At 60.9% G+C, this 21,680-nt stretch carries 16 protein-coding genes; 13 read left to right on the top strand and 3 right to left on the bottom strand.

Annotated features, from left to right (window positions below; genetic code table 11):
- Positions 1–83 precede the first annotated feature (83 nt).
- From PAF20_RS17220 to PAF20_RS17200, 5 genes are all read left to right on the top strand, one after another.
- The gene (locus PAF20_RS17220) at positions 84–848 is read left to right on the top strand and encodes a LamB/YcsF family protein (RefSeq protein WP_271073368.1); all 765 of its coding nucleotides are present in this window, start codon (positions 84–86) and stop codon (positions 846–848) included.
- 2 nt (positions 849–850) lie between these two features.
- Complete coding sequence (locus tag PAF20_RS17215; RefSeq protein ID WP_271073367.1) at positions 851–2,422, top strand: 5-oxoprolinase subunit B/C family protein; 1,572 nt, start codon at positions 851–853, stop codon at positions 2,420–2,422.
- Positions 2,419–4,155, top strand: a complete 1,737-nt coding sequence (locus PAF20_RS17210) for an ATP-binding protein (RefSeq protein ID WP_271073366.1) — start codon at positions 2,419–2,421, stop codon at positions 4,153–4,155. The genes PAF20_RS17215 and PAF20_RS17210 overlap by 4 nt, the downstream gene beginning before the upstream one ends.
- Positions 4,156–4,267: 112 nt before the next feature.
- A complete protein-coding gene (locus PAF20_RS17205; RefSeq protein ID WP_271073541.1) occupies positions 4,268–5,620 on the top strand; it encodes a hypothetical protein in 1,353 nt (450 codons plus the stop codon).
- Positions 5,621–6,352 (top strand): COG3904 family protein, encoded by a 732-nt coding sequence (locus PAF20_RS17200; protein ID WP_271073365.1) that lies wholly within the window; start codon positions 5,621–5,623, stop codon positions 6,350–6,352.
- A 53-nt stretch (positions 6,353–6,405) separates the two neighbouring features.
- Here the strand turns inward: PAF20_RS17200 and PAF20_RS17195 are convergent, their stop codons facing one another.
- From PAF20_RS17195 to PAF20_RS17185, 3 genes are read right to left on the bottom strand one after another with little or no spacing between them, the layout of a single operon-like run.
- Positions 6,406–7,182 (bottom strand): MetQ/NlpA family ABC transporter substrate-binding protein, encoded by a 777-nt coding sequence (locus tag PAF20_RS17195; RefSeq protein ID WP_271073364.1) that lies wholly within the window; start codon positions 7,180–7,182, stop codon positions 6,406–6,408.
- A 25-nt stretch (positions 7,183–7,207) separates the two neighbouring features.
- Entirely contained in the window at positions 7,208–7,882 is a 675-nt protein-coding gene (locus PAF20_RS17190; protein WP_271073363.1) for a methionine ABC transporter permease, read from the bottom strand.
- A complete protein-coding gene (locus PAF20_RS17185) occupies positions 7,872–8,930 on the bottom strand; it encodes a methionine ABC transporter ATP-binding protein (RefSeq protein WP_271073362.1) in 1,059 nt (352 codons plus the stop codon). The genes PAF20_RS17190 and PAF20_RS17185 overlap by 11 nt, the downstream gene beginning before the upstream one ends.
- Positions 8,931–9,200: 270 nt before the next feature.
- Here PAF20_RS17185 and PAF20_RS17180 point away from each other — a divergent pair, with 270 nt between their 5' ends.
- The 8 genes from PAF20_RS17180 to PAF20_RS17145 all read left to right on the top strand — a co-directional run bounded on the left by PAF20_RS17180 (position 9,201) and on the right by PAF20_RS17145 (position 21,678).
- On the top strand, positions 9,201–10,244 hold the full coding sequence (locus PAF20_RS17180) for a LacI family DNA-binding transcriptional regulator (RefSeq protein ID WP_271073361.1): 1,044 nt from the start codon (positions 9,201–9,203) through the stop codon (positions 10,242–10,244).
- A gap of 18 nt (positions 10,245–10,262) precedes the next feature.
- Positions 10,263–11,522, top strand: coding sequence for an ABC transporter substrate-binding protein (locus PAF20_RS17175; RefSeq protein WP_271073538.1), 1,260 nt, complete (start codon positions 10,263–10,265; stop codon positions 11,520–11,522).
- 59 nt (positions 11,523–11,581) lie between these two features.
- The gene (locus PAF20_RS17170) at positions 11,582–12,652 is read left to right on the top strand and encodes a carbohydrate ABC transporter permease (protein ID WP_271073537.1); all 1,071 of its coding nucleotides are present in this window, start codon (positions 11,582–11,584) and stop codon (positions 12,650–12,652) included.
- Entirely contained in the window at positions 12,652–13,530 is an 879-nt protein-coding gene (locus PAF20_RS17165) for a carbohydrate ABC transporter permease (protein WP_271073536.1), read from the top strand. The genes PAF20_RS17170 and PAF20_RS17165 overlap by 1 nt, the downstream gene beginning before the upstream one ends.
- Positions 13,531–13,546: 16 nt before the next feature.
- The gene (locus PAF20_RS17160; RefSeq protein ID WP_271073535.1) at positions 13,547–14,542 is read left to right on the top strand and encodes a glycoside hydrolase family protein; all 996 of its coding nucleotides are present in this window, start codon (positions 13,547–13,549) and stop codon (positions 14,540–14,542) included.
- A 3-nt stretch (positions 14,543–14,545) separates the two neighbouring features.
- Entirely contained in the window at positions 14,546–15,610 is a 1,065-nt protein-coding gene (locus PAF20_RS17155; RefSeq protein ID WP_271073534.1) for an ABC transporter ATP-binding protein, read from the top strand.
- 160 nt (positions 15,611–15,770) lie between these two features.
- Positions 15,771–18,035 (top strand): adenosylcobalamin-dependent ribonucleoside-diphosphate reductase, encoded by a 2,265-nt coding sequence (locus PAF20_RS17150; RefSeq protein WP_271073533.1) that lies wholly within the window; start codon positions 15,771–15,773, stop codon positions 18,033–18,035.
- Positions 18,036–18,669: 634 nt separating this feature from the next.
- Entirely contained in the window at positions 18,670–21,678 is a 3,009-nt protein-coding gene (locus tag PAF20_RS17145; RefSeq protein ID WP_271073532.1) for a Hint domain-containing protein, read from the top strand.
- Positions 21,679–21,680 lie beyond the last annotated feature (2 nt).

Below are 21,680 nucleotides of genomic sequence, written 5' to 3'. Positions count from 1 at the left end.
GACGGTTGTGCCACAACCAACGCGAAGCCTAGAAAATCGGTTCAACTCGTTTAAGGTTGAGCGACAAACTGCCAAGCGGGGAAATGATGGATCTCAACAGCGATATGGGCGAAAGCTTCGCCGCCTGGAAAATGGGCGATGATGCGGCAATGCTGGATATCGTGACCTCGGCCAATATCGCCTGCGGCTTTCACGCCGGTGACCCGGCCGGTATCCTTGATACGCTGAGGGACGCCGCTGGGAACGGCGTCGCCGTGGGGGCGCATGTCGGCTATCGCGACCTTGCCGGTTTCGGTCGCCGCGCGATGGATATCCCTGCGCGGGAGCTGACGGCAGATGTGATCTATCAGCTTGGCGCGCTTGACGGGCTGGCGCGGTCGGCGGGAACGCGCCTGCGCTATGTCAAACCGCATGGGGCGCTGTACAATACCATCGCGCAAGGCGGTTCTCAGGCGGCTGCGGTGATTGCGGCGATACGCGTCTATGATCCGTCGCTGCCTTTGCTTGCGCTTGCCGGATCGCCCATTGTCGAACAAGCCCGCGCCGCTGGCCTGACGGTGGTGGGAGAGGCGTTTGCCGACCGTGGCTATCAGCCGGATGGACAGCTTGTCTCACGCCGTGCCAAAGGGGCCGTGCTGCACGATCCGGACGAAATTGCCGCCCGTATGCTGCGCTTTGCCCGTGACGGCGTCATCGCGGATGTGGAGGGGCGCGATATCCGGCTGGACGCGCAGTCGATCTGCGTTCACGGCGACAGCCCCGGTGCCGTCAGCATCGCGCGCACCATCCGCAGTGCCTTTGACAGTGAAGGCATCGCACTGTCGCCCTTCGTCCGGATGGACAGCTGAGGATGCGTTTTCTGCCCGCCGGCGGTGATGCCCTGCTGGTTCAACTGGATAATCTGGATCAGGTGCTGGCGCTTTTCGCCAGCCTGACCGCCAATCTGCCGAACGGCGTGGCAGAACTTGTTCCTGCGGCGGAAACGCTTGCCGTCACCTATGATCCGAACGTGGTCACGGCAGAGCGGCTTGCGGCAGAAATAAGTTTGCGCGATCTTTCCGCACAGACCCAGACAAGGGGCCGAGAAGTCGAGATTCCGGTGCACTATGACGGGGAAGATCTGGAAGAGGTCGCCAGCCTGACCGGCCTGTCGCGGGCAGACGTGATTGCACGCCACGGCGAAACGGCCTGGCTTGCCGCATTCAACGGCTTTGCCCCCGGTTTCTGCTATCTCGCCGGGGGCGATCCGGCGCTGAACGTGCCCCGCCGGTCAAGCCCGCGCACCGCTGTTCCTGCGGGTTCGGTGGCGTTGGCCGGCAGTTTCAGCGCTGTCTATCCGCAGGACAGCCCCGGCGGCTGGCAATTGATCGGCACAACCCCGCTGCCGATGTGGGATATCACCCGCGATCCGCCCGCATGGCTGAAACCAGGTGACAGCGTGCGCTTCGTCGATCTGGCGCAGCCGGGTGTCAGCTTTTCGCTGCCGCCCGCGCCGCCTGTGCAAAAGCCGGCAAAGCCGGATGCGCGTCTGGACATTATTGCGGCACCCTTCCCGGCGCTGATGCAGGATCAGGGGCGCAACGGACAACTGGCGCAGGGAATAGCGGCATCGGGTGCGGTGGATGCCGGGGCATTCCGGTCGCTGAACCGCCTGCTCGGCAATCCCGCAGGCACCGCCGCGCTAGAGCTTGTCGGTGGCGGGCTGCGCCTTCGCGCAACGACGCCCTGCACAATGGCGCTTGCCGGAGCACCGCGCAGCGTCACGCTCAATGGCAATATCAGCCTGCCTTCACATACGGCCTTTGCGGTGGATGCGGGGGATGAGGTCGCGATCGGTGGCCCTGAAAATGGGATGTACGGCTATCTTGGTGTGCGTGGCGGGTTCGCCGTGGCGCCGGTTCTGGACAGCGCCGCCACAGATACGCTGGCCCGGATCGGCCCGGATGTGCTGAAGGCCGGGGACTGGGTCGGGCTTGCGCGGGCCCGAAGCGAGGCTGTGGGACCGCCACTGCCCTTGCCCGCCTTGCCGCGATCAGGCGACGTGGTAGAGATTGACGTCATCATGGGCCCCCGCACGGACTGGTTCGCGGGTCCGGAAATAGACAGCTTTCTGAACCAGACCTGGATCGTTACACAGCAATCCAGCCGCATCGGCAAGCGGCTTGAGGGGGTGCCCCTTCGTCGCGCGGACAGTCGCGAATTGCCAAGTGAGGCGACGATGACTGGCGCCATCCAGATCCCTCATTCCGGCCAGCCGGTGTTGTTCCTGCCCGACCACCCGCTGACAGGTGGCTATCCGGTCATTGCCACCGTCGCGCCACATCACCTTGATCTTGTCGCGCAGGCCCCACCCGGTGCAAAGCTGCGCTTCCGGGCCACCGCCCCCTTTGCCGAGATCACGCCGCAGAAAGGCCAGCCATGAAGAAGATCCTTATCGCCAATCGTGGGGAAATCGCGCTGCGCGTGATCCGCGCCTGCCGGGACTATGGCCTGCAATCCATCGCCGTCTATGCCGATCAGGACGCCGACGCTTTGTATCTGCGCCATTCGGATCAGGCGTTCTCACTTCCCGGAAAAACCCCGGCGGAGACCTATCTGAACGCAGATGCTCTGCTTGACGTTGCGCGGCGGGCAGGGGCGGATGCGGTGCATCCCGGCTATGGCTTTCTGTCGGAAAGCGCGGATTTCGCGCGGGCCGTGACGGATGCAGGGCTGATCTGGATCGGTCCGTCGGCCGACACGATTGCACGGCTGGGCGACAAGATTGCGGCGCGTGAGATTGCGCGTTCCGTCGGTGCACCGCTTGTGCCGGGCAGAGATGGCCCGGTCAGCAATGCTGCGGAAATCCATGACTTCGTCGCCGAACACGGCCTGCCCATCGCGATCAAGGCCGCCGCCGGTGGGGGCGGTCGCGGTATGCGGATCGTCCGGAATGAAAACGAAATCGAAGAGCTGTTCGATGCCGCCGCCAGCGAGGCCCGGACCGCCTTTGGAAATGACGCCTGCTATGTCGAAAGGTTTCTGGACCGCCCCCGCCATGTCGAAGCGCAGGTCCTGGCGGATCAGCATGGCAATGTCGTGGTCGTCGGGCTGCGCGACTGCTCTCTTCAGCGGCGCAATCAGAAGCTGGTGGAAGAAGCGCCCGCACCTTTTTTGTCCGATGATGTGGCGGATCGCATCGCCAATGCCGCCCGCGATATCTGCGCCGCTGCAGGGTATTGCGGCGCGGGGACGGTCGAATTTCTGCTTGGTGCTGACGGCATGGTCAGCTTTCTGGAGGTGAACACCCGTTTGCAGGTCGAACACCCGGTGACAGAAGCCGTCACGGGCGTCGATCTGGTGGTCGAACAGTTCCGCATTGCCGAGGGTCAGCACCTGAAACTGCCCCAGATGCCCGAACCCGTCGGTCATGCCATCGAGTTCCGGATCAATGCCGAAGATCCGGGCCGGGGGTTCCTGCCGACGCCCGGACGCATCACGCGCTTTGCGCCCGCCGCTGGCCCCGGTATCCGGCTTGACAGCGGGGTCGAAAGCGGATCGACCGTCGTGGGGGCCTTTGACTCTCTGATGGCGAAGCTTATCGTGACGGGTCCTTCGCGAGACGTGGCCATTGCCCGCGCCCGTCGCGCTTTGGCAGAGTTCCGGATTGAAGGCGTTGCTTCTGTGCTGTCCTTTGCCCGCGCGGTGATTGACAGCCCTGACTTCAACGGAGACGGGGATTTCCGCGTTCATACCCGCTGGATCGAAACCGATTTCGCCGATGATCTGGATGCCGCGCTGCGTGTCACCTCGGTTGAGGATACCGTCCTGCGCCTGCCTGCGGAAGTTAACGGCGCGCGCGTCGATCTGGGGTTGAGTGCAACCGCGCTCGACCGGCTCGCAGCGGCGATTGGGGGAAGTACCGCGCCGGCGCAGCAGGTCGCCGCGAACGCCAAACCCTTGGACAGCAAGGGGCTGCGCGCGCCGGTTTCGGGGGTGCTGGCACGCTGGCTGGTGTCGGATGGGGACACGGTGTCAGCGGATCAGCCCGTCGCGGTGGTGGAGGCAATGAAGATGGAAATGACGCTGAACGCCGATGCCGAAGGCGCAATCGGCCTGAAGGTCCAGGCGGGCAACGAAATTGCCGAAGGCGACATCGTCGCCCGGATCGAATGACGGCATCATGCAAGCGTGAACCCGCTCGCGCTCGCGGCGCATCGACAAGCATGCCGTTATGCTGAAACATACAGGCGCCGACAGAACCAAAACCCGCTATGACGGAGCAGAGATGACAGATCACGCCACCCGCTCGGACCGTGCCGGCGACCGATACGCCCGAGAGCTGGAGCGTCATCTGGACTGGCTGGACAGCTTCACATCAACCGCGCTTGGCGTTTTGGCGGCGGCCTCTGGGATTTACACATATCTGGGCGTCAGGACATTGCTGGACGATCCCGGCATTTGGACGACCTTCGCCGCACTTGCCTATTCCATCGCCGTTTCGGTCGGTATCTTCGTGTTCTGGTCCTATATGCTGCGCCTTTTGCCGGCGGTGCGCAGTGCGGCATCGCGCGTGGGCCTGTTCCTGGCAATGGTGCTTGGCTGCGTCGCCATCGTCGCCATGTCATCATGGCTGAACGCGGCGGCGCTTGCCGGGGGTGCTGCGGTCGAAACCCATATGGCGACGACCATCCAGCATTATCAGGCATCGCTGGAACGCGCACATTCCAACGCCGTCGCCGGACAGTCTTTGTCGCGCGATGTTGCACGTGTCCGCCAAAGCTTCGACGACCTGTCAGAGCTTGAGGCAGGCGGCACCCTGTCCGGCTTTTCCGGGCGCGGCGCTGTGTTCCGCGTCCTCAGCCAAAAGCGGGCAGAGCTGGAGGCGCTTGAGGTCCAGCTGAATGAGGTGGAAGGCCCGATAGAAGCAACCTTTGCCCAGGGCAACAATATCCTGTCGCAGATGCGCGGCACCACGGTCGGGCCGGGTGTGCTCTCTGACCGCACGGTGCAGTTTTCCGAAGATGCGGTGGTGCTTTCAGGGCTTATCACCCAGCTTCGCCAGTTGAATCCGGCACCGCTTGTCAGCCGCGCCGCGAATGACCTGTCCGAGGCGGTCGTTCTGCCCGAACTGGACGGATCCTCGCCCGAGGTTCAGCTTGGCCAGTCGAACACGATCACTTCTGTCCTGACATTGGTCGAGCAGCGGGCAAATACCCTGTCGACCGCCGCGGCCGAGGTCGAGGCCCTGCCGCCACCGGATGAGGCAGTCTATGCGCCCATGTCCGCCGCCGATGCAGTGATCGTCTATGCAGGAAACTTCATCCCGGCATGGGCGGGCGCAATTTCCATCGACCTTCTGCCCGCCGTTCTGGTGTTCATCATCATGGTCATTCAGTCGGCGATAAGGTCCGGGCGCGGTGTGCACCACAGCGATGATCGCATGACCGTGGGAGAGCTTCGCGCAGCCCTTGCAGCCGCCGAGGTGCTTCGGGAATATGACGACGAACCTGCACCTATGCGCCCCACCCATGCGCAACCCCCTGCCGAGGCCGCGCCGCCGCGTCCTGTTCCGCTTCGCAGCGAGGTCACGGATGACCCGCGCGCCGCCAGCGGCAAGCCCGACGTGATGGAGCGCTGAATGCGCCTGCTGTCGTCGCCGCAGGCAGCCATCCGCGCGGTGCTGGTCTCGCAGGTGCTGCTGGCTTTGGCGATCATCTGGATAGACTTGCGCGGAAACCCCGGCAGTGCCGCGCCCGGTCTGTTTGCGCCCCCGGTCGAAGGACCAAGCGTCCGTCCCTATCGCCCGGATATCGGGCCGTCGGAGCCCGGCGCCCCGGCAATGCGCCCGATGGCAAACGCGCTTGAGTTCAGTATCGAGGATGGCGCCATCCGCCTTTCGGGCCAGATTGCGGACGGCGATGCGGATCGTTTCACCACCTGGCTTGACCAGAACCGGCCCGGCGAAACCCGTGTCTCGCTGGACAGTTCGGGTGGTTCTGTGGCCGATGCTCTGGCCATTGGTCGCACCATTCGCGGTGCAAGGTTAAGCACTGAAGTTGAAGACGGCGCAGTCTGCCTGTCCGCCTGCCCCTATATTCTTGCCGGTGGTGTCACGCGTCAGGCGACCGAGGGCGCGGTTGTCGGCGTGCACCAGCATTATTTCGGCAAGAACACCCTCCTGCCCGCTTTCCTTGCGGTCAGCGATGTCCAGCGGGCGCAGGCCAGCGTTATGGATTATCTGGACGAAATGGGTGTCGATTTGCGGCTGATGAGCTTTGCGCTGCGCACCCCGCCGGAAGAAATTCACATCCTTGATACGGAACGGATGGAAGCGCTTAATCTGACAACCGCTGCAGAGGGCGAGGGTTAGAAAAAGGCCCGGCAGCAAATGCCAGGCCTTTCAGATTGTCCTGATCGGCAATCTTACCAGCTCGTCAGAATCGAACTGCCGTAGTTTTCTTCGATAAATGCTTTCACTTCATCCGAGTGATAGGCGTTGACCAGCGTCTCGACCCACGGCTGATCCTCATCACCCTTACGCACGGCGATGATGTTCACATAGGGGCTGTCGGCCTTTTCCATCGCGATGGAATCTTCCTTCGGGTCCAGACCGGAATCGATGGCGTAGTTGGTGTTGATGATCGCGACATCGGCATCGGCCAGTGCACGCGGCAGCTGGGCAGCGTCGAGTTCAAGGAAGCTCAGATCCTTCTCATTCTCGGTCACATCCAGCGTGCTGGGAACAAGGCCGGTATCCTCGGCCAGTCCGATCAGACCCAGATCCTGCAACAGCAGCAGCGCGCGACCGCCATTGGTCGGATCGTTCGGGATCGCGATAGAGCCGCCCTGGGGCAAGTCGGCCAGATCTTCGATCCGGTCGGAATAGACGCCCATGGGCGCGGTAATGGTGGTCGCGACCTCGACCAGCTCATAACCGCGATCCTTCATCTGGTTTTCCATATAGGGCCGGTGCTGGAAGCTGTTGGCATCCAGATCACCGTCCGAAAGCGCCTGGTTCGGGACGACATAATCGGAAAACTCGATCATATCTATGTTCAGCCCTTCGGGCTCTGCGATGCGGGCGACCTCGGCCATGATTTCGGCATGTTCGCCGGGGGTGACGCCGATCTTGATGTCTTCGGCCATTGCCGCCGCAGCGGACAGGGTCAGAACGGATGCAAATGTGGTGAGACGGAACATGTTGTTACCTCTTCTTGCTTTGAATTCAGTTGCCGCGATTGCGTGGCGCGCGCTTGTCGACCCGCGCAGCGATCCATTCACCAATGGATTGGATAAGCTGCACCATGACGATCAGGATGATGACGACGGCCAGCATCACATCGGGCATGAAACGCTGATAGCCATAGCGGATGCCCAGATCACCCAGACCTTCGCCCCCGACCGCGCCCACCATCGCGGAATAGCCGACAAGGCTGACCACGGCGAGCGTCAGGCCAAGCGTTATGCCCGGCATCGCTTCGGGGATCAGCACTTTGCGGATGATCTGATAAGGGGTCGAACCCATCGCCCGCGCCGCCTCGATCAGGCCGGCATCGACTTCGCGGATGGCGTTTTCGACAAGGCGGGCGATGAACGGGATTGCCGCGATGGTCAGCGGCACGATGGCCGCTGTCGTCCCGATGGACGTGCCTGCGATCATCCGTGTGAAGGGAATGATGGCCACGACAAGGATAATGAAGGGCACCGACCGCGCAGCATTGACGATCAGCCCTAGCGCCTTGTTCCACAACGGCGCAGATAACAGCTCTCCGCGTTGCGAGGTAGCGAGGAACACGCCGAGCGGCAGTCCAAACAGCGTCCCGATCAGGGCAGAGACCGCAACCATGTAAAGCGTCTGCAATGTCGCGTCATACAGCAGGCCGATAAGATTAGCGGACATAACCCAGCACCTCCGTCAGCAGGCCGTGGCGTTCAAGATAGGTGCGGGCTTCCTTACCCCGCGCCGCATCGACGGAAATCAGCAGGTTGCCGAAGGGATGCGGGCCGATTTCCTCGATGGCACCGGCAAGGATATTCACGGCGATGCCCATCTCTGCGGTCAGCTTTGCAAGCATGGGATCGGTGGCGTGACTGCCTGCAAAAGTGACGCGGATCACCTCTTCCGATGGGCCATCGGGACGTGTGTCCTGCAGCTTTCCGGCGATGAAGGCGGGCAGGGTGATGCCGGTGACGCCAGACAGGAAAGAGCGCGTCGTCGGATGTTTCGGCTGCACGAAAACATCATAGGTCGGCCCGGATTCGACGATATTGCCACCGTCGATCACCGCCATGTGGCTGGCAATGTCGCGGACCACAGCCATTTCATGCGTAATCAGCAGGATAGTCAGCCCAAGGTCGCGATTGATGTCGCGCAGCAGTGACAGCACCGTTTGCGTGGTTTCGGGATCAAGCGCAGATGTCGCCTCGTCCGACAGCAGCACCTTGGGCTGCGTCGCCAAAGCCCGCGCGATGCCGACGCGTTGCTTCTGCCCTCCCGAAAGCTCTGCCGGATAGCGTTTTTCCTGCGCGTCCAGCCCGACCCGCGCGATCAGGTCGTGCACGCGGGGCCGGATCTGTGCGGAGGGGACGCCGGCAATTTCCAGCGGCAGGGCGATATTGCCGTAAACGGTGCGCGATGACAGCAGGTTGAAATGCTGGAAGATCATCCCGACCTCTCGCCGGGTCGCCCGCAGATCTGCCCCCGTCGCGCGGCCCACATCGCGCCCGCCCACGGTGATCGTACCAGCGGTCGGCTTTTCCAGCCCGTTGACCATTCGCAACAGGGTCGATTTGCCCGCGCCGGACCGGCCGATGATCCCGCAGATTTCGCCCGCGCCGACGGTCAGCGACACATCCTGAAGGGCGGTCACACGACCGCCTGCGGTATCGAAAGATTTCTCGACGCTGTCGAAGCGGATCGTCGCGCCTTGGCTGGGGTTCTGTGTCATCTGAACGGGTGTGATCTGTTGATCGCTGGCGCCTAACGCGATTCGCAAAGGGAAGGCAAGGTGGGGCAGGGTGCCCGCTTCGAAGAAGGACGGGGTTTCAGCGTGCAAAACGTCACAGCAACCCTGTTTCACCTTATCCGGAAAACTTCGAATATCCTGCGCGTTGCAGGCCATGCCTGCGAGAGCCGTTCCGAAAGACAGGCCCGTCCCAACGCATGTCCTTGACAATGACACCGATGTCATGACATTGATGTCACCGGAGGAGACGCAATGGCCACCATCTATGACGTTGCCGAGAAGGCGGGTGTTTCGCCCAAGACCGTCAGCCGTGTGCTGAACGGCGATGCGCCTGTCGGCAAATCGACCCGTGAGGCGGTCGAGGCGGCGATGCAGCAGCTTGGCTATGTCCGCAACAATGCGGCACGGATGATGCGCGCGACACGCTCTGGCGTGATCGGGCTGGTGACCGGCGCAATCTCTCAGGACATGACGCAACCTGCTGGCCTGCCCGATCTTTTCATCGTGCAAGGCGTGCAGGCGCGGCTTGCCAAGGCTGGCCGCACCTTGATGATCGCGGATACGGCGGGTCAGCAGGATCGCATCCCGGCATTGTTCCGCACGTTTCAGGAACACCGGGTCGAAGGGCTGATCTATGTCGCCGACCACCACAAGCAGGTGGAACTGCCGCCGGTCCCCGCCGATATTCCGCTGATCCTGGCGAATTGCTTCGATGACGCAGGAACGCCTGCCGTGCTGCCCGACGACCGGGCTGGCCAAAAGGCCCTGACCAAAGCGCTGATTGATGCGGGACATCAGCGCATCGCCTATGTCACCCTGCATCAGCACATGGCCGCCACCCGCCTGCGCAGCGAGGGCTATCTTGCAGCACTTTCGGATGCGAACCTACCTATCGATCAGGAACTGATCCGCACCGGCATCAAAACGAGTTATTCCGAAGACGGGCCGCTGCTGGAGGACGCGATTGCAGGGCTTCTGTCGCTGAACGACCCGCCCACTGTAATCTGCTTTGGCAATGACGAAATGGCGATGCGCGGCTACGGCATCCTGCGCTCTCGCGGATTGGATGTGCCGGGCGATGTTTCGGTCGCGGGCTATGACGATTATCGCGCCATTGCTGAAACGCTGTTCCCGCCGCTGACCACCGTCGATCTGGCCTATCGCACCATTGGCGAGGCTGCGGCCGGCCATCTACTGAACCTTATCGAAGGCAACCGGGCCGGTGATCATCTGTACCGCGTCGCCGGCCCTCTGCGTTGGCGGCAATCGGTTCGCGACCGCAACATTTCACACTGAACCCTACGGGAGGACTTTATGAACCATCTTCTTGGAACATCGATTTTCGCAGTGGCCATCGCAACTGCCGGTGCGGCACTTGCCCAGACAGAACTGTCGATGTGGTATCACGGCGCCGGCAACCCCGAGGAAGCCGCCGTCCTGAACGGTATTGTCGAGGACTTCAACGCCAGTCAGGAGGACTGGACCGTTGTCGTCGAAAGCTTCCCGCAGAACAGCTATAACGATTCTGTCGTCGCAGCTGCACTTTCGGGCAATCTGCCGGATATTCTGGACGTCGACGGGCCGAACACGCCGAACTGGGCATGGGCCGGATATCTGCAGCCGCTGCCGATTGATGAAGCGGCCGTCGAAAAATTCCTGCCCGGCGTGCTGGGCTACTGGAATGATGAGCTGTATTCCGTCGGCCTCTGGGATGCTGCCGTCGCCATGACGACGCGCCAGCCGACGCTGGACAAGTATGGCATCCGCACACCCACGCTGGAAGAGCCGTGGACGCGTGAGGAGTTCGACGCGGCCCTGCAAACCATCAAGGATTCCGGCGATTTCAACTATCCGCTGGATGTCGGTATGGCAGACAAGGGCGAATGGTATCCCTATGCCTTCGGCCCCTTCCTGTGGAGCTTCGGCGGCGACATGGTCGACCGAGAAGGCTATCAGTCCGCCGAGGGCGTGCTGAACGGCGATGAAGCGCTTGAATTCGGCGAGTGGTGGCAAGGTCTGTTCGAAAACGAAATGGTTCCCGGCACCAGCCAGGATATGGCCGATCACGATAACGGTTTTCAGAACGGCGAATTCGCGATCACCTGGAACGGCAACTGGAAGGCGCTGCCTTATCTGGAAGCCTATGACGATGTCGTCTTCCTGCCTGCGCCCGATTTCGGCAATGGGCCGATCATCGGCGCGGCAAGCTGGCAATTCGCCATTTCGTCCGCGACAGAGCATCCTGAAGGCGGCGCGGCCTTCATCGAATTCGCCATGCAGGACGAATATCTGGCCGAGTTCTCGAATGCGATGGGCCTGATCCCGCCGACCCCGGAAGCCGCCGCCATGTCCGACTATTACAGCGAAGGTGCCCCGATGGAGGTGTTTTACGGCCTCTCCGAAGCGCAGGGCATGAAGCGCCCCGAAACCCCCGGCTATGTCGTGCAGGCGCTCGCCTTCCGCAAGGCGCTGACTGACATTGCCGATGGCGCGGACGTAGCGGACGCGCTCGACTCTGCGGTCGATGAAATCGACGCCGATATCGAACGCAATCAGGGCTATGGCCACCAGTAACCCGCATCGCGGCCCGGCACGTCCGGGCCGCAGCGCCACCCTTTTCAACGGAGGACGCCATGTCGTCCAGATTGACCCGCTCTAACGGCGCGGGCTGGGCCTTTGCATTGCCGGGTTTCGGGCTGATTGCGATGTTCATCATCCTGCCCTTCCTGTTTGCGTTCGGCCTGTCGCTGACCAATCAGCGCCTGGTATCACCCAACCCCACCGAATATGTCGGCTTCGAAAATTATTCGAATCTGCTGTCGCTTGGCGTCCTGACGCTGGAACCCGAACGCGACGATGCAGGACAAGTGATCCGCGACGATGACGGCGCGATTGATTATCCCCGCGTGCGCAGCTTCACCCGGTCTGACGACTATCCGCAATATAGCGGCATGTCGGAATGGTTCAGCTGGCAATCGGGAGAGAACCGCAAGGTCGTGCTGGCCAGCGATGTCGTGTTCTGGAAGGCGCTGACCAATACGCTGCTGTTCGTGCTGATCGTGGCACCTGTACAGGCCGGGCTGGCGCTGTGTCTTGCACTTCTGATCAATCAGAGACTGCGCGGCATCAACATCTTCCGAACCATCTATTTCATGCCGGTGGTGGTTTCCATCGTCGTTGTGTCACTGCTGTGGCGATTCATCTATGACGGGCAGGACGGGCTGTTGAACAGCGTGCTGTCATGGCTCAGCTTCGGGGCTTTTGATGGCCACGACTGGCTGGGCGATCCGGCGACCGCATTGCCCGCGATCATGGCCATGTCGATCTGGCAGGCGGTGGGCTTTCACATGGTGATCTGGCTCGCCGGGCTTCAGACAATAGCGCCCACATTATATGAGGCCGCAGCCATCGAAGGCGCGTCGAAATGGCAGACCTTCCGCTACATCACCTGGCCGGGGCTGCGTAACACGGCCGTTCTGGTTATCATCGTCATCACCATGCAGGCCTTCGCGCTGTTTGCGCAGATCGACGTCATGACCGATGGCGGCCCGCTGGATTCGACGCAGACGCTGGTTTTCCAGACGGTAGAGCGTGGTTATGGGCGGCAGGACATCTCGGGCGGCTCGACCATTTCGGTCATTCTTTTCCTGCTGGTGCTGACCATCTCTTTGATCCAACGCTGGCTGACACGGGAGCGGAACTGATGGCTGCCATTTCCCAAGACAATCACGGCTTGCGGCTGGCGCTGCGCTATCTGGTGCTGATCCTTGTCGCCCTGATCTTTGCGCTGCCGCTGCTGTTCATGGTGGTGTCCAGCCTGAAGCCGGATGCACAGCTTCTGGGCGATACGTCATCTCTGCGGGCCTTCCTGCCCGTCGGTGACATCAGTCTGGACAATTACGGCGCGGCCTTCGACCGCGCGCCCATCGGGCTGTTCGTCTTTAACTCTGTCCTTGTGACCGGCCTGACGGTTCTGCTGTCACTGGTGATCTGCTCGCTCGCGGCGTTCAGCTTCGTGTTTCTGAACTGGTCTGGGCGCGATGTGTTGCTGTCGATCATCGTTGCGACGCTGATCGTACCGTTCGAAACCATTGCCATTCCGCTGCTGATGATCTGTTCCCGTCTGCCCTGGCTGGGGCTGGAAGGGATCGAATGGGGCTGGCTGAACAGCTATCGCGTGCAGATCATTCCGTGGATTGCCGACGGGCTGACCGTGTTCCTGTTCGTGCAGTTCTTCAAGGATCTGCCACGCGAACTGATCGAGGCCGCACGGGCCGAGGGTGCAAGCTGGTGGCAGGTCTATCGCCGCGTTGTCATGCCCCTGTCCGGCCCGGTCATCGCCACCGCCGCGATCCTGAAATTCCTGGTGATGTACAACCAGTATCTCTGGCCGCTGATCGTGGTGCAGGAGGAAACCTATCGCCCCGTCATGGTCGGCCTTGGGTATTTCTTCCAGCTTAACACACCATGGGGCGCATTGATGGCATACCTGACGCTGATCACGCTGCCGGTGCTGGCCTTCTATCTTGTTCTTCAACGTTCATTCATCGCCTCTATCGCCTCAACCGGCGTCAAGGGCTGACCCAAGGATAAACATTATGGCTATCAAACTCGACAAGGACTGGATCTGGGACAGCTGGTATGTACACGACGGCGACCGCTGGCATGGCTTCTTCCTGAAAGCGCCGAAATCGCTGGAAAACCCCGAATTGCGGCATTTCAACGTGACGCAGGGCCATGCTGTCAGCGACGATCTGGTGAACTGGGAACATCTGGGCACCACCTTCCAGCCAGCCGATGGCCCGGCATGGGACGATTACACCACATGGACCGGGTCGGTCGTGCGCGGTTACGACGATCTGTGGCACCTGTTCTATACCGGAACCTCGCGGGCAGAGGACGGGCTGTATCAGCGTATCGGCCATGCGACCTCGACCGATCTGCACAACTGGACGCGCGTTGGCGACGGGCTCTGCCTTGATCTGGAAGGGCCGGCCGCACAGGAATACGAGGCCAGTTTCAAACAGGGCTTCTGGCACGACCGTGCCATGCGCGACCCCTGGGTCATGCGTGACCCCGATGGTGATGGCTGGCTGATGTTCTTCACCGCCCGTGTCGACGGTGTGGCCGAACCAAATGCCGGCGGCGCGATCGGCTTTGCGACATCGCCCGACCTTCAGACATGGACCTTGCAGCCGCCGGTCTTCAGCGGCGATTACGGCCAGTTGGAAGTCCCGCAGGTGTTTGAAAAGAACGGCCGCTGGTATTGCCTGTTCTGCACCGCCGCCAATCACTTCTCGAAGGACCGCGCCGAAAAGACGCCCGGCGGGCCGGTCACCGGCAACCATTACCTGATCGGCGAAAGCCCGCGCGGTCCGTGGCGCGTGGCCGATGGTCCCTTCCTTGATGGCGAACTTCCCTGCCGCCGTTATGCCGCGCGGATCGTGGATACGGGCGACAGCCTGCAAATCCTCGGCTTTGCGGATCGTCCCGATGGTGGCGATTTCGGCGGCTATGTGATGGATCCCGAAACCGTGCTGATCGACGCAGACGGCAGATTGGCCGTTGAGCGCATCACCGAACCGGCGGAGTAGGCAATGGCACATCTGTCCCTCAAGAACATCCGCAAAAGCTATGGCAGCGCCGAGGTCATCAAGGGCGTCGATCTGGAAATCGAGGACGGAGAGTTCACCGTTTTCGTCGGACCCTCTGGCTGCGGCAAATCCACCCTTCTGCGCATGATTTCAGGGCTGGAGGATATCACCTCGGGCACGCTAGAGATCGACGGCAAGGTTGTCAACGACATCCAGCCCGCAGATCGTGGCATCGCAATGGTGTTCCAGACCTACGCCATTTTCCCGCATATGACCGTGCGCGAGAATATGGGTTTCGGCCTGACCATCGCCAAATCCCCGAAGACAGAGAAAAAGGCAAAGGTTGAAGAGGCCGCGCGCATTCTTCAGATGGAACACCTGCTGGACCGGCGCCCCTCGCAGCTTTCCGGCGGTCAGCGCCAGCGGGTTGCCATCGGCCGCGCGATTGTGCGCCAGCCCAAGGTTTTCCTGTTCGATGAACCGCTGTCGAATCTGGATGCCGCGCTGCGCATGGATATGCGGCTGGAAATCGGCAAGCTGCATCAGAAGCTGGGTGCCTCGATGGTCTATGTCACCCATGACCAGGTCGAGGCGATGACGCTGGCCGACAAGATCGTCGTGCTGAAAGACGGGAAGGTGATGCAGGTCGGCACCCCGATGGAGCTTTACCACAACCCCGCCAATCGCTTCGTCGCTGGCTTTCTTGGCGCACCATCAATGAACTTCATCGAAGTGGATGTAGAGAAGATTGAAGGCGACAAGGCACTGGTGCGCAGCACGTCGCTGGAACCGATCGAAGCCCCGATCCGTCAGGACGGGATCGTTGCGGGACAGAAGGCGGTGCTTGGCGTCCGGCCGCAATACCTGACCCCGGTGCCCGACGATCAGGCGATGCTTCACGGCAAGATATCCCTGACCGAGCGGCTTGGCACTGAAACCGTCATCGACATTGAATTGCGCGACGGCAGCCAGATCATCGCCGCCGTGGCCGAGGACCGCATCCTGAAACCGGGCGAGGAAATCGGCCTGCGTTTTGACGCATCCGAAGCGCATCTTTTCCCGGTCTGATCCTTTATCAGGGCCGGCTTGCAGTTGATTTCAAACCCGCGCGGGGCCAGATTTAACCTCTGGCCCCGCGCGTCACTCGGGCGCAGCGATTCCGCTTTTATCGCCCGTCGAAAGTCAATATCTGGTGGGGGCCTGCGTTACGACCACAAGGATTGGCCTGATGACCCGCTTCGCTGCTCCGATTGCTGAACAGATCTGGGATATGAAATACCGCATGAAGGATGCAGGCGGACAGCCTGTCGATGCCTCGGTCGAGGACAGTTGGCGCCGTGTGGCCCGTGACCTTGCCCGTGTCGAGGCAGACCCCGCCGCATGGGAAGACCGCTTCTTCGCCGCGCTTGAAAATTTCAAATTCCTGCCCGCAGGCCGCATCCTTGCCGGTGCCGGAACGGGCCGGGCGGTTACATTGTTCAACTGCTTTGTCATGGGCACCATTCCCGACAGCATGGCCGGTATCTTCGACATGCTGAAAGAAGCCGCGCTGACCATGCAGCAGGGTGGTGGGATAGGCTACGATTTCTCGACCATCCGGCCAAAGGGGGCAGAAGTAAAAGGCGTGGCCGCCGACGCATCCGGCCCGCTGTCCTTCATGGATGTGTGGGATTCCATGTGTCGCACGATTATGTCGGCAGGTTCGCGGCGCGGCGCGATGATGGCCACAATGCGCTGCGACCACCCCGATATCGAAGCCTTTATCGAAGCCAAACAGGACAGTGCCCGGCTGCGCATGTTTAATCTTTCGGTTCTTGTCACCGATGCCTTCATGCAGGCTGTGAAAGCCGACGGCCCGTGGGATCTCTCCTTCGAAGGCAAGATCTATCACACGGTCCAGGCGCGCGATCTGTGGAACCGGATCATGCGGGCGACGTATGACTATGCCGAACCCGGCGTGATCTTCATTGACCGGATCAATCAGGCCAACAACCTGCACTATGCCGAAACCATTGCCGCGACGAACCCTTGCGGCGAACAACCCTTGCCACCCTATGGCGCTTGTCTGCTGGGTTCCGTGAACCTTGCCCGTCTGGTCGAAGCGCCATTCACCGATACCGCCCGGCTGGACGAGAAGGCACTTGATGAGCTGGTGCGCACCGCAATCCGCATGATGGATAACGTGGTCGATGCCTCAAAATTCCCGCTGCCCCAGCAAGCGGCAGAGGCACAGGCCAAGCGCCGCATCGGCCTTGGCGTCACCGGACTGGCCGATGCGCTGCTGATGCTGGGTCTGCGCTATGGCGCGCCGGATGCTGTCGAACAGACCCGCAAATGGATGAAGCTCATCGCGCGCTCTGCCTATCTCGCATCCGTCGAACTCGCGAAAGAGAAGGGGGCCTTTCCGCTGTTCGACGCAGATGAATATCTGAATTCCGGCTTCATGCAGCGCATGGATAACGACCTGCGCAACGCCATCGCCGAACACGGCATCCGCAACGCTCTGCTGACCTCTATCGCACCGACCGGAACGATCAGCCTTTATGCGGGCAATGTGTCGTCGGGGATCGAGCCGGTCTTTGCCTATGCCTATACCCGCAAGGTGCTGCAAAAGGATGGCTCGCGGACCGAGGAAGAGGTCGTCGATTACGCCGTCCAGATGTGGCGAGACCTTTATGGCGCGGCGGAACTGCCCGACTATTTCGTCAACGCGCAGACACTCGCCCCACAGGATCACGTCGCCATGCAGGCAGCGGCGCAGGAATGGGTCGACAGTTCGATCTCCAAGACCATCAACTGCCCGGAGGATATTTCCTTCGAGGATTTCAAGGATGTCTATCTGGCCGCATGGGATCTGGGCTGCAAGGGCTGCACGACCTATCGCCCGAATGATGTGACCGGCTCTGTCCTGTCCGTCAGCGAAAACTCAGAAACTGTCCCGGAAGCCGATACCGGTGCCGATGTCGTCTACCTGACCGAACCGCTGGAGCGCCCGGCGGCACTGGAAGGTTCGACCTACAAGCTGAAATGGCCGGGCAGCGAGCACGCGATCTATATCACGATCAACGATATTGTTCAGGCCGGACAACGCCGCCCGTTCGAGATCTTCATCAACTCCAAGAATATGGAGCATTTTGCCTGGACGGTCGCCCTGACCCGCATGATCAGCGCGGTGTTCCGGCGTGGCGGCGACGTTTCCTTTGTGGTCGAAGAACTGAAGGCCGTTTTCGACCCGCGCGGCGGCGCTTGGGTGCAGGGCAATTACGTCCCATCCATTCTTGCGGCCATCGGCGGCGTCATCGAACGCCACATGATCTCGATCGGCTTTCTGGCCGGGGAAGGTCTGGGCCTGAAATCCGATCCGCAGGCGGATGTGGTCGCCATGGGCGAGCGCCCGCGCGGTCCGGCCTGCCCAAGCTGCGGCCAATACGGAATGCGCATGATCGAAGGCTGCATGACCTGTCCAAGCTGCGGCCATTCGAAATGCGGATGACGGACACGGCCGCGCGCACAGCAGTACCGCGAGCAATACTACCTATCGTTGAAAATAGTTAACGACCGGCACAATAATCTCAAGTTAATTGGCAGAACCGAAACGTAAGCTTCTTTATCAAAGTAGTTCCTGCTTCTTGGCGAGACGCAGGCAAACAGGTTATTGCAAAATATTATAATTGGTTCACATTTATTAATAACATTTTAGTTGTTGCTCCATTGATCGCTCAATTTCCGCATGGTTTAGGAACTGAACAGTTTAACGCTCGATCCTATGGTCTTGCCGCGATTCGCTGGGAAATGCTGAAGATGCCCTATGAAATTGGGCTCCGTGCGACCTCTGCTTCCTGACGTCTATGCCCGACCTCGTGATCGTTCAGATGATGGAGGCGCTGCGGCATTTCGTAGTCTTGTTTCGCGGATAGGGAAGGGCGATCTGCATTTTTCGCCCTGATCGCCTGCCCGCGTCACAGATAAACGCATCAGCACGGCAATGGCAGAACGCCGTACCGGGCATAACCAGAAATTACCCCAAGAGTTGATCCCCGCGCACCTCGCGCGTGGGCCCTCTGCACCTATGCCTGTTCGCAGGCATTTCAATTGCAACTCTACATCTCAGCACAGGAAGCTTGTCGATGGCCACGAATTACGGAACGTCCAGCAACAACAATATCGGCGGAACAGCCAATAATGATTACTACGATGGCGCAGAGGGCGATGACAGCCTGACCGGCGCCGGGGGCAATGACAGCCTTTCCGGCTCGGAAGGGAACGACACACTGCGCGGTGGCGATGGCTACGATGCCCTTGTTGGCGGTGCGGGCAGCGATACGATTGCTGGCGATGCAGGAAATGACGTTATTTCCGGCGACAATTACATTGCCGTCAATGCTTCAGCCACCGGAAATCACGGGCAGTTGATGCCGCAATTCGGATCTGCCAGCCCCTACAGCACCACCGGGGTCAGCCTGACCGTCGGTCACGATACTCTGGGTACTGTCGATGTCTATTACATCGAGCCCGATGGCTCTCTGGTCCTTATGAAAACCGTTCAGCCGGGAAACCCGGTGGGCATTACCGTGCCTGCGAACTCGCAGCTTGCCCTTGTGCAGGGCGGCGTCATCCGGGGGGTGATGCCGGTAAGCAGTGCGGATGCGGGAACTTCGAAGGACCTGACCGCCAATTACGACGCCAATTTCGGTGAAAACGCGCCGGGCGGAGCCGCTGACAGTATTCTCGGGGGCGCGGGCAACGATACCATTTTCGGCGATACCGGAGATGACACAATTGACGGCGGTGGTGACAACGACCGCATTTTTGGCGGCAGCGGCGATGACAGCGTCAATGGCGGGCTGGGCGACGACGCGGCGCAGGGTGGCCTGGGCAACGACACGCTGATTGGCGATGACGGAACTGCCTCTGCCGTCGCAAGCAATGACGCGCTATCGGGTGGCGCAGGCCGTGACTCGATTTCGGGGGGGATCGGCCAGGACGCCCTTTCCGGTGGCGATGACGACGACACAATCGACGGCGGCAGCGGCAACGATACGATCAGTGGCGGCGGTGCCATGGATTCGATAACGGGTGGCGCGGGGAATGATGTCATCCGCGGCGATGGGTTGGATGCTTTGCCATTGCGCAACAGCTCACAGCAGGTCGTGGAAGATATTCTGACAAGTGAAGCCGGGTCGGCAAGCGAATATGGCGGTGGCCCAGGTCCCAATCAGCATCCCGGAGAGGTTCGCGTTACCTTCACCAATAATTCCGGCGTGGCGCAGACCGTTTACTACATAGAGCCGGACGGGACACTCGTCACCGACACGATGGGTGTTCCTCCCGGCACAGTCGGCAACGTCCGTGATTTCTATTTCCCGCCCGGCGCCAACATCGTCATGGTCAACAATGCGACGGGAGAGATCACCCAACTTCACGAAAACGTCACAGATACCGGATCAGTGACAATAACGACTGAAGGCAATGACCTCGCTCAGCAATATGCCCCGCCGGGTGGCGCCGACACGATTGACGGCGGCACCGGCAATGACCTGATCAAGGGACTCGAGGGTGACGACAGCATTCAGGGTGGCGACGGGCTGGATACCATCGAAGGCGGCGTCGGCTCTGACAAGCTGCTTGGTGGCGCCCAGAACGACCTGGTGTACGGCGGTGTCGGCGACGACTCCATTCTCGGCGACGTTGGCGACGACACACTTTACGGCGGCGCCGACGATGACACGATCCGCGGCGGCGACGGCGAGGACGACATCTTCGGTGACGACGGCAATGACGTCCTCCACGGGGGTGGCTCTGATGACCTGATTAAGGGCGGTGCTGGCGACGACACCATCTATGGCGGGGATGAATCGCTTGTTGGCGACTCTGTCGATGGCGGTGAAGGGAACGACGTCGTCTATGGCGGCGACGGACAGGACTATGTTTCCGGCGGGGATACCGGCGATGACACGCTTTACGGCGGCGCAGGCAATGACAATATCGACGGCTTCGCAGGCAAAGACTACATTGATGGCGGCACCGGAAACGACACCATTTGGAGCGGGACGGATGACGACACCATCCTCGGCGGCACAGGTGAAGACAAGATCAAGGGCGAGGCGGGTCGAGATTACATCGACGGTGGTGAAGGCGACGACTCACTGGTCGGTGGGGAAGGCTTCGACACATTCGTCGCAGGCGACGGCGACACCATCGCTGATTTCAACACCGCCGCAAATAGCGACATCGACGACAATGACCAGACCAACAACGACTACGTTGATCTGAGCGGCTATTACAACGACGCAAACCTTGCCGTTTACAACGCGAGGGCAGAGGCGCTTGGTCAGGATACCTATAGCAACCCGCTGGCATGGCTTCGCGGCGACCAGAACGATGACGGTATCCTGAATGATGTGACCAAGACCGGTATCGACAACGGGCAGGGCACTGGCGAAACCATTAAGCTTACGATGCAGATAACCGGTGCCACCGGCGATGAACTGACCTATGACAATACCAATGTCATGTGCTTCTGCCGCGGCACCCTGATCGAGACGGCAGACGGCCCGGTCCCGATCGAGGATTTGGTGACAGGCGATTTGGTTCTGACCAAGGATAACGGGCTGAAGCCTATCCTCTGGATCGGCAGCAACAGCCTGTCGGCCGAAAAGCTTGGCCATAAGGAAAATCTTCGCCCGATCCGCATCGCAGCCAATGCCCTGGCGCCCGGCTATCCGGCACAGGACCTGCATGTCTCACCGCAGCATCGCATCCTGCTGCGCTCCCGGATCGCGCAGAAGATGTTCGGTGAGGATGAAATACTTGTTGCCGCCAAGCAGCTTCTCTCGGTCGATGGGATAGACTTCGCAGAGGTGGACGAAGTGGAATATTTCCACTTCCTGTTCGATCAGCACGAGCTTGTCTTTGCCAACGGCACGGAAACAGAGTCGCTTTACACCGGGCCAGAGGCGCTGAAAGCGGTCAGCGAGGATGCGCGGGCTGAAATCCTGACGCTGTTCCCCGAGCTTCGGAACAAGGACTACACGGCACCGGCGACCCGGCAAATGCCGTCGGGCCGCATGTCGCGCAAGCTTGTCTTCCGCCACCTTAAGAACGGCAAGCCTCTGTTCACGTCGGGTCAGGTCTGATC

This window comes from Paracoccus albus, assembly GCF_027913035.1.
In the GTDB taxonomy this organism is placed as follows: domain Bacteria; phylum Pseudomonadota; class Alphaproteobacteria; order Rhodobacterales; family Rhodobacteraceae; genus Paracoccus; species Paracoccus albus.
Note: the sequence above shows the minus strand (reverse complement) of the source record. Positions and strands in the feature narration are given on the sequence as shown.